Genomic DNA, 13097 nt, shown 5'->3' with positions numbered 1-13097 from the left:
AACGGTTCATCCGGCCTCTGCAATCTCCAGACACATGCTGATACGAGCGTTAAAAGCGCCGCTGCCGGGTAGGGGAATCCATGCGTATTCGTACTTTTGTCGGCTTGGCCGCGGGTCTTTTGCTGGCACCGTCACAAACTGACGCGGCCGCAACCAAGATCGCTGTCGCTTCGAACGACCTGACGATGATTGCACCCGAGCTCGATCGGATCGCCGCCGACTTCATGCGCGATCGGCATGTACCCGGCATGGTGTTCGGCATCGTGATCGACGGCAAACTCGCCTACGTGAAAAGCGCTGGCGTGCAGGACACCGACAGCAAGCGCCCGGTCACCGCCGACAGCGTGTTCCGCATCGCGTCGATGACCAAGAATTTCACCGCGCTGGCCGCGCTGCATCTGCGCGATGCAGGTAAATTGCAGTTCGATGCGCAGGCGGACTCGATCGTCCCGGAACTGAAGAGCCTCAAATACCCGACCACCGACAGTCCGCGCATTCGCGTGCGCGACCTTTTGCATCACATGGGCGGCTTCGTTAGCGACGACCCGTGGGGCGACCGGCAGCTTGCGATGAGCGACGAGAAATTCGGCGCCTTGCTGCAGCAAGGCCTGACCTTCGCGCGCGTGCCGCAAACCGGGTTCGACTATTCCAACACTGGCTATTCGATCGTCGGTCGGATCGTTTCGAACGCCGCCGGCATGCCCTACAGCGAGTACATCACGCAAACGATCCTGCGACCGCTGGGCATGAACGCGACACGTTGGGAATTCGCCGACGTGCCGGCCGACAAGCGCGCCATTGGATATCGCTGGGAAGACGATCGCTGGAAACCAGAACCGGTGCTGGCGCACGGCGCCTTCGGCGCGATGGGCGGGCTGCACACGACCGCGAACGACTATGCCAAATACGTCGCGTTTCTGTTGTCGGCTTGGCCGCCGCGCGACGGTGCCGACGACGGGGTTTTGAAGCGCGCGACGATCCGCGAAATCGCGATCGGCGAAGGCGCGGTCAATTTTCGACCGCGCGGCGACCGCAACGATCCCGAAGCATGCGACACCGCGTCGGCCTATGGGTTGGGCATGGCAGTGCTCAACGATTGCCACCTTGGGTTTGGCCTGACGCATGGCGGCGGTTTACCGGGCTATGGCTCGAACGTGCTGCTGCTGCCCACGCACGGCGTCGGTCTCTTTGCGTTCAGCAACCTCACCTATGCCGGCCCGGGCAATATCGTGCGTGCGATGGCGGTGGAGCTGCAACGCGCCGGCCTCATTAAACCGCGCGAGCCCGCAGCGCCCAACGCACTGATCGATGCGCGCGATGCGGTGCTGCGCGTCGTGCAGCAAGGCGACATTCTTGCCGCCAAGGATTTGCTGGCGATGAACATGCTGCTCGATCACGACGCGGCGAGCTGGAAGAAAACGCTCGCCGATCTGCACGGCAAAGTCGGGGCCTGCACCGGGATTGAAAAATTCGAGCCGCGCAGCGCGACGGAGGCACGCATCGACCTGCGCTGCGAACGCGGCGCGTTGTGGGGGACGGTTACGCTGTCGCCAAACGTGCCGACGCAGATCCAGTCATTGGATCTACGCCTGCCGAAATAGGCGTTAGGTCGCGGTCCATTCGCGGAACAGCGCCAGAAACAACGCCAAGATCACGGGACCCAGAAACAGGCCGAGCAATCCGAACGCCGCGACGCCGCCGAAAATACCGAGCAGCACGAACAGGAATGGCAATCGCACCGTGCTGCCGATCAGCGCCGGTCGTGCGAAATGGTCGGCGAGGAATACGACGATAAAGCCGAACACGACGAGTGCGATCGCCGCCGCCGTTGCGCCATTCACCAACAGCACAAACGCAGCTGCGCAAAACACCAACGGCGCACCGAACGGAATCGTGGCGAGAATGCCGGTGATCGCACCCAGCACGACCGCATACGGCACACCCAGCAGCGCGTAGGCGACGGCAAGCACGGCACCCTCGGCCAGACCCACCAGCACCAGCCCATCGGCGGTGCCGCGCACCGCGTCGACCATCACGCGTTCGAGACGTCGCGCCGACCGTCCCAGCAAGCGGTCGCCCAAGACTTGCAGCCGGTCGACGAGATGCACGCCGTCGCGGAACAGAAAGAACAGCGCCACCAGCGTAACGAAGAACAGCACCAGGCGGCGCATCACGGTGAGGCCGACCAACTCACTGCGCGCGAGCATCCCGGGATTGACGCGACCGAACAGCAATTTCGCAGAGTCAGGGTCGGCGAGATTCATCGCCCACCAGCGTGTCGCCATATCGGCGCCCCACGGTAGCCGCGCCAAAAAGTCGGGGGCTGGCAACCCGTGTTGTTGTGCGTCGTGCATCAGATGCACCAGCACGCGCGCTTCGTGCACGACCGCCGCGGCAGCGAAGCCCAGCGGCACCAGCACCAGCAGCGCGATGAATAGCGCAAACAAACCCGCCGGCACTGCGCTGGACGGGCTGCGGCCGAGCCGTGCGGCAAAGCGGTGATAGAGCGGCCAGGTCGCGATCGCCAGAATCACCGACCAGCCCAGCGCGTGCAGAAAATCACGCAACACGAACAGCGCCAGCAATGTCAGCCCGATACCAAGCGCCATCCGCGCAGCACGTTGCGGCGGGGTCAGCGCGTCGTCCTGATTAGATGGCTGCATTCGGTCCCTCAAATCTGCACGCCGCGACCGTACAACAGTGCTTCAGGCTGCAACATGCTGTCCGAGAACACCGCCGCGCAAACCGGGCGCGTGATGGACTTGTGCTGGAAGATCACGACGTTGTCGAACGCCGGTGAAATTGCCCAGTCGGCGCGATGCTAGAGATGCGAAAGGCCGTGTTTCGCGAGAAGCGGTAGTAGCTCATCACGCGAGCGTACGCGATGGGCGCGTGCGCTTGCGTGCGCCGCTTCGGCGTCACCGCTTTTGATCGCGGCCAGAATGGCGCGGTGTTCGACCGCTGATTTTTTCGGCTTGGGCCGCATGCGCAAGGTCGCAATCCGGGCGCGGTGCAGCTGGTCCGACATCGTAGTGCCAAGACGTGCGATGCGTCCGTTGCCGCAGCCCGCAATCAAGCTCGCGTGAAACGCGTCGTCGGCGGTCGCCCATTGATCGAGCTCGTCGGCTTTCAGCGCGCGTTCCATCTCCGCCGTGTGTGCGGTGAGGTCGGCCAACACCGGTGCGCGCGTTTTCGCGTCCATCCCCGCGAGCAATTCCGCCGCCATCGCTTCGAGGGCGATCACGACATTGTAAATTTCACGGATGTCGTCCGGCGAGATCGGACAAATGCGCACGCCCCGGCGCGGCAGAACCTGGACCAAACCTTCTTGCTGCAGCCGGATCACGGCCTCGTGCACGGGCGTCCGGCTGACGCCCAACTGGTCGGCGATTTCCTGTTCGGATGCTTGATAGCCCGGTAGAAGCTGATTGCGCCGGATCGCATCTTTCAGCGCGCGGTACGACTCTTCGACGAGCGACGTCGCTTCATCTTCTCGCACTGCAGCACGCATCGCGACAACCATTTGAAGATCCCCGGGGGTAGTTGACTCGCGCACCATGCGCACTCGACGGTAGCGTGGCAACTTGCATGGAAGAGACCGCCACGTGAGGCGGCGCAACCGGGAGGAAGTTCCTTGCGCGAGCACAAGATCGCAGCGATTCCGGCGGACGGAATCGGCAAAGAGATAATTCCGGCCGGCCTCGCCGTGCTGCGCGCACTGGAGCAGCGCAGTCAGGATTTCAAACTGACCGTCGAAACGTTTCCGTGGGGCTCGGATTATTACCGCGCCCATGGCCGCATGATGGATGAAGACGGTCTGGAGCGGCTGAAGAAGTTCGACGCAATTTATTTCGGCGCCGTCGGCGATCCCGACCTGCCCGACGATCTGACCTTGTGGGGTCTGCGCCTGCGCATCTGCCAAGGCTTCGACCAATACGCCAATGTGCGCCCGACCCGCATTCTGCCCGGCGTCGAAAGTCCGCTGCGCGACGTGAAAACCGGCGAGCTGGACTGGGTGATCGTGCGTGAGAATAGCGAGGGCGAATATGCCGGCCATGGCGGCCGCGCCCATCGCGGTCATGCCGAAGAAGTCGCGACCGAAACCTCGATCTTCACGCGCGTCGGCGTCACGCGGATCATGCGCTACGCGTTTCAGATCGCGCGGTCCCGGCCGCGCAAACATCTGACCGTGGTCACCAAATCAAACGCGCAACGCCACGGCATGGTGTTGTGGGATGAGATCGCAGCCGAAGTCGCGCGCGACTTTCCCGACGTCAAAGTCGAGAAGGAACTGGTCGATGCGATGACGGTGCGGATGGTGAAATATCCGCAGAAGATCGACGTCGTGGTCGCGACCAACCTCCATGCCGACATTCTGTCCGATCTGGCCGGCGCGCTGGCAGGCAGCCTGGGCGTGGCGCCGACCGCCAATCTGAATCCCGAACGCAACTTCCCGTCGATGTTCGAGCCGATCCATGGCTCGGCCTTCGACATTACGGGCAAGGGGATCGCCAATCCGATCGCAACCTTCTGGACCGGCGCGATGATGCTGGATCATCTGGGCGAGCCGGCCGCGGCCGAACGGCTGATGCGCGCGGTCGAGCGCGTGACCGCGTCGGGCCTGCGCACGCCCGATCTAGGCGGCACGGCCAGAACCGACGACATTACCAATGCCGTCGTGGAGGCAATCCGCAGCAGTAACGACTAAGCGGGCACCCAAAACAAGTCCGCGCGAAAAACAAACGAACCCAGGAGGAAGCGACGATGAAAAAGGTGATTTCATGCGCGTTGCTCGCCGCAATGCTAACCACCGGCGTGCTCTACGCCGAACGCGCGCGGGCCGAGGTCAATGAAATTCGCGCGGCGCAGCAATACGGCCTGTCCTATCTCGCGCTGATGGTCATGGAAGACCAGAAGCTGATCGAGAAGCACGCCAAAGACGGCGGGATCGACCTCAAAGTCACCTGGGCGAAGCTGGGCGGGCCGGCGGCGATGAACGACGCGCTCTTGTCGGGCGGGTTGGATTTCGCCAGCGGCGGCGTGCCGGGGTTGATTACGCTTTGGTCGAAGACCAAGGATTCGCCGCTCGCCGTCAAAGGCGTCGGCGCGCTCAACAACATGCCGGTCGAACTGATCACGTCGAATCCCAACGTGAAGTCGGTCAAGGACTTCACCGAGAAGGACAAGATCGCGGTCACGTCGGTGAAAGTGTCGACCCAGGCGATGTTGCTGGAACAGGCAGCGGCGCAGGCCTTCGGCAAAGAGAACTTCGCTAAGCTGGATCCGCTGACCGTGTCGCTGCCGCATCCCGAAGCGATGGTCGCCTTGTTGTCGGGCAGCGGCGCTATCACCGCGCATTTCGCGTCGCCGCCCTTCTCCTACACCGAGAAGGCCAAGGGCTTTCGCGTCGTGGCCAAGAACTATGACATTCTGGGCGGTCGCGCGACGTTCAACGTCGTCTGGACCACCTCGAAATTCGCCAACGCGAATCCGAAAGCCTATGCCGCCTTTGCGGCTGCGTTCGCCGAAGCAACCGACTGGATCAACAAGAACAAGCAAGCGGCGGCCGAGCTGTACAAGCGCATGGCCAACACCAACGAGACGATCGAACAGCTGATGCAGATGCTGAACGATCCCGAGATCGACATGACATTGACGCCGAACAAGACCATGGTGACGGCCGAATTCATGGAGCAGATCGGCACCATCAAGGTGAAGCCGGCCAGCTGGAAAGATCTGTTCTTCCCCAACGTGCACAATCTTCCCGGGAGCTGAAGCAGGGTGACTGCATTGCTCGATGTTCGCGGCGTCACGCTGCAATACAAGACGCGTGACCATCTCGTCACCGCGACCTATCGCGTCGACTTTGAAGTGCTGCAATCGGATCGGTTCGTGCTGTTGGGCCCGTCCGGTTGCGGCAAGTCGACCTTGCTGAAAGCAGTCGGCGGTTACATGACGCCGGTCGAAGGCACCATCACCTTGAAAGGACGCGAGGTCACCAAGCCCGGTCCCGACCGGATGATGGTGTTTCAGGAATTCGATCAGCTGCTGCCGTGGAAGACGGTGAAGCAGAACGTCATGTTCGCTTTGACGTCGGGCGCGCGCATGTCGACGCGGGCGGCCGAAGAAAAGGCGCTGCACTATATCGACAAGGTGAACCTGACCAAGTTCGCCGATTCCTATCCGCATATGTTGTCGGGCGGCATGAAGGCGCGCGTTGCGATCGCGCGCGGCATGGCGATGGAACCCGACATTCTGTTGATGGACGAGCCGTTCGCGGCGCTCGATGCGCTGACCCGGCGCAAGATGCAGGATGAACTTCTGCAGCTGTGGGACGACACCAAGTTCACCGTGTTGTTCGTCACCCATTCGATTCCGGAAGCGGTCAAAATCGGCAGCCGCATTCTTCTCCTGTCGCCACATCCGGGACAGGTGAAGGCCGAACTGAACAGCAACGGCCAGGACAAGATCGATTCCGCGACCGGCATGGCGCTGACGGAAAAAATTCAACGCATGCTGTTCGCTGACGAAGTGGAGCAGGTCCATGACTGAGCGGCCTGAGTTCGTCCGCGAGCTCGCCACCGACAATGCATTCGGCGTGGTGCAGAAGCCGCTGACTACGTTCGAGCGAATCTGGAACCAGGGCTATGTGCGCAAGGCAGCGATTCTGGTCGTGCTGGCGCTGGTCTGGGAACTCTATGCGCGCTGGGTCAATAACGAGCTGGTCTTCCCGACCTTCCTCGCCACGGTCGACGCGTTCTGGGATGGGATTCGCACGGGCGGCATTCTGCAGCGCGCCGGCCATTCGATCCGCATCTTGTTGCAAGGTTATGCGATCGGCCTGCTGATCGCGGCCATCTTCACCGGCCTCGCAATCTCAACGCGCTTTGGCCAGGACCTGCTGGAAACGCTGACCTCGATGTTCAACCCGCTGCCCGCGATCGCGCTGCTGCCGCTGGCATTGATCTGGTTCGGGCTTGGCACAGGCAGTCTGATTTTCGTGCTGGTCCATTCGGTGTTGTGGGCGGTCGCGCTGAATACCCATTCGGGATTCAAATCGGTCTCGAATACGCTGCGCATGGTGGGCAAGAATTACGGTCTCTCGGGCCTGGGCTATGTCACCAAGATCCTGATCCCGGCGGCGTTTCCATCGATCCTGACCGGCCTCAAAATCGGCTGGGCGTTTGCGTGGCGTACCTTGATCGCGGCTGAGCTTGTGTTTGGCGTCAGCTCGGGATCGGGCGGTCTCGGCTGGTTCATTTTCGAAAAGAAAAACCAGCTGGAAATCCCCAGCGTCTTCGCCGGCCTGTTCTGCGTCATCATTATCGGCCTGCTGGTCGAAAACCTGATCTTCCGAACCATCGAAGCCCGCACGGTGCGGCGCTGGGGCATGCAGACATGACGTCCAACAAACAACGCGTCGCGGTTATTCCGGGGGACGGTATCGGCACTGAAGTCGTTCCCGAAGGTTTGCGCGTGCTCGACGCGGTCGCGTCGCGCTTCGATCTCGATCTGCACTACGACTCGTTCGACTGGAGCAGCGCGTATTTTCTGCGCAACGGCCGCATGATGCCGGAAGACTGGGCGGCGCAAATCGGCAAGCACGACGCGATCTTTTTCGGCGCCGTCGGCTGGCCCGCCAGCGTGCCCGATCACGTGTCGCTGTGGGGATCTTTGATCCAATTTCGGCGGGGATTCGATCAATACGTCAATCTGCGTCCGGTGCGATTGATGCCGGGCGTGAAGTCGCCGCTGGCCGATCGCAAGCCAGGCGACATTGATTTCTACGTCGTGCGCGAAAATACCGAGGGCGAATATTCGTCGGTTGGCGGCAAGATGTTCCCCGGCACCGACCGCGAATTCGTGTTGCAGGAAAGCGTCTTCACGCGCACGGGCGTCGACCGGATTCTGAAATTCGCGTTCGAGATGGCTTCCAAGCGCCCGAAGAAACACGTCACCTCGGCGACCAAGTCGAACGGCATTTCGATTTCGATGCCATACTGGGACGAGCGCGTCGAGGCGATGGCCAAGGACTATCCCGGCATCAACGTCGACAAATTCCACATCGACATTCTGACCGCGCACTTCGTGCAGCATCCCGATTGGTTCGACGTGGTCGTGGCCTCGAACCTGTTCGGCGACATTCTGTCGGACCTGGGTCCAGCCTGCACCGGCACGATCGGCATTGCGCCGTCGGCGAACCTGAATCCCGAACGCAAATTCCCGTCGCTGTTCGAACCGGTGCACGGTTCGGCGCCCGACATTGCGGGCAAGGGCATCGCCAATCCGATCGGCCAGATCTGGTGTGCCTCGATGATGCTCGAACATCTGGGCCATCCCGACGCCGCCGCCCGCGTGCTGCGCGCAATCGAAACCGTGCTCGAACACGGACCGCGCACGCGCGACCTGGGCGGCACGGCAACGACGGTCGAAGTCGGCAAGGCGATTGAAGACGCGGTGCGCAACGACGGACGCTAAGATGAGGCGCCGTGACGGGCAGTCCCTTCGCGCTCGAAGCGCTGCGGTTTCATTCGGCCGGCAGCGCCAATTTGCGGATCCAAGCCTCGATCCCGGCTTCATCGCCCGCGTCGCCGGTCCACAGCTCGGAAGGTTCGTAGGCTACGTTGCTGCGGCGCGGACGATCGGGCCAGATCTTGCTCGGCAGGCTCAACTTGACGCGATCGCCCGCGAGCGTTTGCGTTCGAAGTTCCAGGTATAACGTGTCTGCCGAGGTCGGTCGCCCGACATGCAGCAAGCCTGGCACGCGATAGATGAGATCAACTAGGTCGAGGCACGCGCTGCCGCACGCATTGTCGGTGAGCAGTACAACCTTTCCACGAACTGGATTAGGTGGCGGCACGTCGAAGCGAGAAGGCGTCGCCGCCGCTGCCTCATAGAACAGCGCCCCATCGTTGACGGCGCTTTCGATACCCGCAACGACACCATCGAAATAGCTCGACGGTGTGCCTAAGCGCAGCAGCGTGCGTTGCGCTTCCCGATGCAGCGCCAGCATGCCGGGGCTCGCGCGCCACAAAGTGCGTCCAAGGGCAGGGCGAACGGATTTGACGAAGTCTTGCCCCCAAAGAACGACCGCGAGTTTCTCGCCCCAGCGCGAGCTGCCACCCGAGTTGCCACGCACGTCGATCACCACAAATGGAGCGTTGCGTAGCTCGTCCGTATTCGCTTCAAGATCCGTCATCAGCTTCTCGAGCGCGGGCTGATATTTCGCCGGATCTCCCCCACCGGACGAGCTGAGCGTAATCCACCAGCCGCCATCTGCGACACGACGCAACCCGATCGGCGGCACGGTCCCGATCGCCGCACTTCTTGCCACCCGCCACTCGTTCCAGGTGATCGGCTCCCATGCGAGCGTCACGTCACGCACATCAGCGGCTGTTGTGATTTTGCAAACCCGGGGCAGCGGCAGCAGCGGGTCGTGCTCGTCGAGCAAGAGGCGCGGCGCTTGCCGCGTACGCTGCGCCTCGACCTCCCAGCGTCCGAGTGTCTCGCGAACACGCTGCTCGTATAGTCGCTCGACCGGCACGCCATCGCATTCAACAAGTTGCGCGCCGCGCGGAACGTCTTCGCGCCGACTGGCGGCTACCTGCCAAACGCCCGCTGGGCTGCGCACAACAATCAGGCCTGCCCAGCGCGGGGGTTCTTCGTCGCGACACTCGGCGCCGACATGGCCGTCGTCAAAACGAGCGATCATGCGATTGACCACTGCGCAAGAGCTGGATGCATGCCGGGCCGCTGCAGCGGCCTGCATTGCGGCCGCGTACCCGGCTTCGACGCGCGCGCGGAAACCGGGATCGCCGTCCCAAACCCAACCGGGATGATCGGCGGCAACTGCTGCACGTATGGCCGTTACATCAGCGCGCGTTAGTGACGGCCAGTCCTCGGCCGCCGCAGACGTATATACGAAACAAAGCAAAGCAACAGATACTGCAACTTTACGCATGCAACGACTGTAAAGTAAGCGACACGCTCGGGACAAGCTCTACCCGGTGCGCTGAACATTGCGCGCGGTCGTGTGGTCGGCGACGGACGCCGTTGCGAAGCGTGCGCGCTGAAGGCCGACGCCTGTAGCGATGCTTCGCCTGAATCGGGCAAGCTCGTTTCGTGTTGCGCGCTCTCCTTATCGTCCTCGCCCTGCTGCTTCCCAACCTCGCCAACGCCGCGTCGGGTGTCGTCGATGAGCTGAAAGAGAAACTCACCGTCCAGCGCTACCGGCTGCATATCGTGCCGGATGCGGAGAAGTTGCGCTTCACCGGCAGGATGGAGATTGCGCTCGACGCGACGGCGGCGCTGGCACGCGTGACGTTGCACGCAGCCGAGCTGGAGATTGCGACCGTCACGGTCGACGGCAAGCCGGCGCAGTTTGAGGTCGAACCCAAGTCCGAGCGACTGGTGATTTATCCGACCGCACCGCTGCCGGTCGGCAAGCACGAGATCGCGATCGACTATGCCGGCCGCATCCGGCAGGCGCCGTTCGGGTTTTTCGCGGTCGATTACAACGAGCCGTCGGGCAAGAAGGCGCGGTTGCTGGCGACGCAGTTCGAAGCGACGGACGGGCGGCGTTTCATGCCGTGTCTCGACCAGCCCGACGCCAAAGCCGTGTTTGAACTGTCGACCGTTGCGCCGCCGGGCATGACGGCGATTTCGAACATGCCGGTTGCGGCCCAGGATGGCGCGACGACGCGCTTTCAACCGACGCCGCGCATGTCGAGCTATCTCGTCGTGCTGGTGATCGGTGACTTCGAAACCATCAGCGCCAAAAGCGGCACGACCGACGTGCGCGTGATCACGCCGCGCGGCGAGATCGAACGCGGGCGGTTTCCGCTGGAAGAAGCGGTCAAGCTGCTTGCGCTCTACACCGACTATTTTCAGGCGCCCTATCCGCTTCCCAAGCTGGACATGATTGCGATCCCGGGTTCGGCCGGGTTTCAGGCAATGGAGAATTGGGGCGGCGTCACCTTCTTTGAACAGCTGCTGTTGTTCGATCCCGCCACCCAACCGGATTCCCAACGCGAGCAGGTCTTCGCCACCATCTCGCACGAGATTGCGCATCAATGGTTCGGCAATCTGGTGACGATGCGCGCCTGGGACGATCTGTGGCTGAACGAAGGATTTGCCACCTGGATGCAGCATCGCGCCGCCGACTTGCTGCATCCCGACTGGCAGCTTGGCCTGCAAGGCCGGCACGACCGGGACACGGCGATGCGCCGCGACTCGGTCAACGCCACGCACGCTGTCGTGCAGAATGTGAGTTCGTCCGATCAGGCCAACGCCGTGTTCGACGACGTCACCTATTCCAAAGGCTATGCAGTCGTGCACGCCGTCGAAGCGCAGTTGGGCGCCGAGACGTTTCGCAACGGGCTGCGCCGCTGGATGAAGCGCTTCGCATTCGGGTCGGCCACGACCGATCAATTGTGGGCGGTGTTGCGGGAAGAAAGCGGCCGCGACGTCGCGCAATTCGCGCGCGCGCTGGCCGAGCGACAGGGCGTGCCGCTGCTGGATGCCAAGCTCGTCTGTCGCGGCACGCGCGGACATCTGACGGTGACGCAGAAGGACGCGCATCCTGTGGCGTTGTTCGTGCGCATGCCGAACGGCGCACTGCGCAAAGCAACGATCGAACGCGAAGCCGCGTTTGACGGAGCCTGCGGGCCATTCACGGTGAATGGCGGCGATTACGGCTATGCGCGTACGCGCTATGACGACACGGCCTTCGAAAAGCTGCGCGACCGGTTCGCCAGCCTGCCGCCGACCGACCAGATCGTGCTGCTGGACGATGCGCGCGCGCTGGCGATTGCAGGCGCGCAGCCATTGGCTCGCGGCTTGGAATTGCTGCGCCGTATGCCCGCCGACACCGCACCAGCCGTGTGGCAAAGCGCGGCGTCGTTCCTGCTCGAGCTGGACTCGCTGGCGCGCAACAGCCCGGTGCAACGCAAGCTGCGCAGCTTTGCGCGCAGCGTGCTGCGCCCGGCGCTGGATCCGATCGGCATCACGCCGCGCGACAGCGATACGGCCGGCGACCGGCTGCGGCGCGAAGCGTTGGTCGAAGCACTGGGATCGCTGGGCGACGATACGGTGGTGCGGGCTGCGCTGGCGGCAACCGAACCAGGCGCCAAACCGCATCCTGCAATCGCCAATGCGCTGCTGCGCGTGGCGGCGGGATCGGCCGATGCGGCGACGTTCGAACGTTTGCTCGCGCGCGCCGAAACGTCCCGCGACCGGATCGAGACGCTGTTTCTCTATGAAGCCCTCGGCGCAGTGCGCGATCCGGCCTTGGCGCAAATCTTGTTGGACCGGATTCGCGAAGGGCGCATGGCGTTGGAGCTGCGCGGGCCGACGTTGACGCGCCTGGCGCTGGCTGGCCGGCACGAGACGCTGACCTGGCAATTTCTGGCGCAAAATCCGAACGCGTTCGGCGAAGCAGCCGACGCGGTCGAGCATTTCGCCCTGGGGTCGTCGCTGTTGTCGGATTGCGCCGCGTTCGATTGCGCCACGCGGTTGGACGAGTATGCGGCGGCCAACCTGCCGCGCGACGGGCGCGGCGAAGCGAGACTCGTCAGTGCGGAAATCCGGCAGCGTGCAAAAGAGCTACCGTCGCTGCTGCAACAGCTCGACGCGTTTTTGAATTAGGCGGCGCGCGACAGGCCGAATTCGCTGCGCGCCGACGGCTTGTCGTCAATCGCGCCCAACGCTGCCTGGCGCAGCAGATCGTGCAAGGTGCGGTCGTCACCGCTCGGTTCGACGCCGATGAATTCAATGTCGCTGAGGACCTGCTTCATCCGGTCCAACGCGACCAGAACCAAGGTCATCAGCACCGGCGTTGGGCCGAGATCTTCTTCGACGATCTGCAGCAGCACTTCTTCGGCAGCGCAGGCGATCTTGGCCAGGCGTGGCGCGTCGCACGTCGATGCGGTGCGGCCGACGCTGCGCACCAGCGCCAACGTCTCGGCAAGCGCCACGGCATCACGCGACTGCGATTCCAGCCGGTAGATGGCGGCTTCGATCGACAACGCACTGACATTGGAGTCGGTCATTTCTGCTCCTCGATTCGCAGGTGAAACCTACGCTCGGCGGAGTCGCGA

Annotated in this window: 11 protein-coding genes; 7 read left to right on the top strand and 4 right to left on the bottom strand. The window is 63.0% G+C overall.

What is annotated here, in order from left to right:
* Positions 1 to 80: 80 nt before the first annotated feature.
* Positions 81 to 1601: a serine hydrolase domain-containing protein gene (locus TMPK1_RS15600; RefSeq protein WP_420244078.1), complete on the top strand. Its 1521-nt coding sequence runs from the start codon at positions 81 to 83 to the stop codon at positions 1599 to 1601.
* A 3-nt stretch (positions 1602 to 1604) separates the two neighbouring features.
* Here the strand turns inward: TMPK1_RS15600 and TMPK1_RS15595 are convergent, their stop codons facing one another.
* A complete protein-coding gene (locus tag TMPK1_RS15595; RefSeq protein ID WP_420244076.1) occupies positions 1605 to 2663 on the bottom strand; it encodes an AI-2E family transporter in 1059 nt (352 codons plus the stop codon).
* A gap of 158 nt (positions 2664 to 2821) precedes the next feature.
* Positions 2822 to 3523, bottom strand: coding sequence for a GntR family transcriptional regulator (locus TMPK1_RS15590; protein WP_420244075.1), 702 nt, complete (start codon positions 3521 to 3523; stop codon positions 2822 to 2824).
* 111 nt (positions 3524 to 3634) lie between these two features.
* On the opposite strand from TMPK1_RS15590, the gene TMPK1_RS15585 reads away from it, so the two are divergent.
* From TMPK1_RS15585 to TMPK1_RS15565, 5 genes are read left to right on the top strand one after another with little or no spacing between them, the layout of a single operon-like run.
* Complete coding sequence (locus TMPK1_RS15585) at positions 3635 to 4708, top strand: tartrate dehydrogenase (protein ID WP_420244074.1); 1074 nt, start codon at positions 3635 to 3637, stop codon at positions 4706 to 4708.
* A gap of 56 nt (positions 4709 to 4764) precedes the next feature.
* Positions 4765 to 5775 carry an ABC transporter substrate-binding protein gene (locus TMPK1_RS15580; RefSeq protein WP_420244072.1) on the top strand — a complete coding sequence of 337 codons (1011 nt, stop codon included), beginning with the start codon at positions 4765 to 4767 and terminating at the stop codon, positions 5773 to 5775.
* A 15-nt stretch (positions 5776 to 5790) separates the two neighbouring features.
* On the top strand, positions 5791 to 6552 hold the full coding sequence (locus TMPK1_RS15575) for an ABC transporter ATP-binding protein (protein ID WP_420244071.1): 762 nt from the start codon (positions 5791 to 5793) through the stop codon (positions 6550 to 6552).
* Entirely contained in the window at positions 6545 to 7402 is an 858-nt protein-coding gene (locus tag TMPK1_RS15570) for an ABC transporter permease (RefSeq protein ID WP_420244070.1), read from the top strand. Before TMPK1_RS15575 ends, TMPK1_RS15570 begins: the two co-directional genes overlap by 8 nt.
* Positions 7399 to 8478, top strand: coding sequence for a tartrate dehydrogenase (locus TMPK1_RS15565; RefSeq protein WP_420244067.1), 1080 nt, complete (start codon positions 7399 to 7401; stop codon positions 8476 to 8478). Before TMPK1_RS15570 ends, TMPK1_RS15565 begins: the two co-directional genes overlap by 4 nt.
* Before the next feature lie 49 nt (positions 8479 to 8527).
* Here TMPK1_RS15565 and TMPK1_RS15560 read toward each other — a convergent pair whose 3' ends face one another.
* On the bottom strand, positions 8528 to 9961 hold the full coding sequence (locus TMPK1_RS15560; RefSeq protein WP_420244065.1) for a hypothetical protein: 1434 nt from the start codon (positions 9959 to 9961) through the stop codon (positions 8528 to 8530).
* Positions 9962 to 10122: 161 nt separating this feature from the next.
* Between TMPK1_RS15560 and TMPK1_RS15555 the strand changes: the two genes are divergently transcribed.
* The gene (locus TMPK1_RS15555) at positions 10123 to 12645 is read left to right on the top strand and encodes a M1 family metallopeptidase (RefSeq protein WP_420244064.1); all 2523 of its coding nucleotides are present in this window, start codon (positions 10123 to 10125) and stop codon (positions 12643 to 12645) included.
* Here the strand turns inward: TMPK1_RS15555 and TMPK1_RS15550 are convergent.
* The gene (locus tag TMPK1_RS15550) at positions 12642 to 13049 is read right to left on the bottom strand and encodes a hypothetical protein (protein ID WP_420244063.1); all 408 of its coding nucleotides are present in this window, start codon (positions 13047 to 13049) and stop codon (positions 12642 to 12644) included. The genes TMPK1_RS15555 and TMPK1_RS15550 overlap by 4 nt on opposite strands.
* Positions 13050 to 13097: the final 48 nt, after the last annotated feature.

The organism is Roseiterribacter gracilis, assembly GCA_018332375.1.
GTDB lineage: Bacteria > Pseudomonadota > Alphaproteobacteria > BOG-932 > Roseiterribacteraceae > Roseiterribacter > Roseiterribacter gracilis.
This window is presented reverse-complemented; position numbering and strand designations above follow the sequence as displayed.

Coding starts and splice junctions, on each gene's coding strand:
- TMPK1_RS15600 (WP_420244078.1), top strand. CDS start 81: ATGCGTATTCGTACTTTTGTCGGCTTGGCCGCGGGTCTTTTGCTGGCA.
- TMPK1_RS15595 (WP_420244076.1), bottom strand. CDS start 2,663: ATGCAGCCATCTAATCAGGACGACGCGCTGACCCCGCCGCAACGTGCT.
- TMPK1_RS15590 (WP_420244075.1), bottom strand. CDS start 3,523: ATGGTTGTCGCGATGCGTGCTGCAGTGCGAGAAGATGAAGCGACGTCG.
- TMPK1_RS15580 (WP_420244072.1), top strand. CDS start 4,765: ATGAAAAAGGTGATTTCATGCGCGTTGCTCGCCGCAATGCTAACCACC.
- TMPK1_RS15570 (WP_420244070.1), top strand. CDS start 6,545: ATGACTGAGCGGCCTGAGTTCGTCCGCGAGCTCGCCACCGACAATGCA.
- TMPK1_RS15565 (WP_420244067.1), top strand. CDS start 7,399: ATGACGTCCAACAAACAACGCGTCGCGGTTATTCCGGGGGACGGTATC.
- TMPK1_RS15560 (WP_420244065.1), bottom strand. CDS start 9,961: ATGCGTAAAGTTGCAGTATCTGTTGCTTTGCTTTGTTTCGTATATACG.
- TMPK1_RS15550 (WP_420244063.1), bottom strand. CDS start 13,049: ATGACCGACTCCAATGTCAGTGCGTTGTCGATCGAAGCCGCCATCTAC.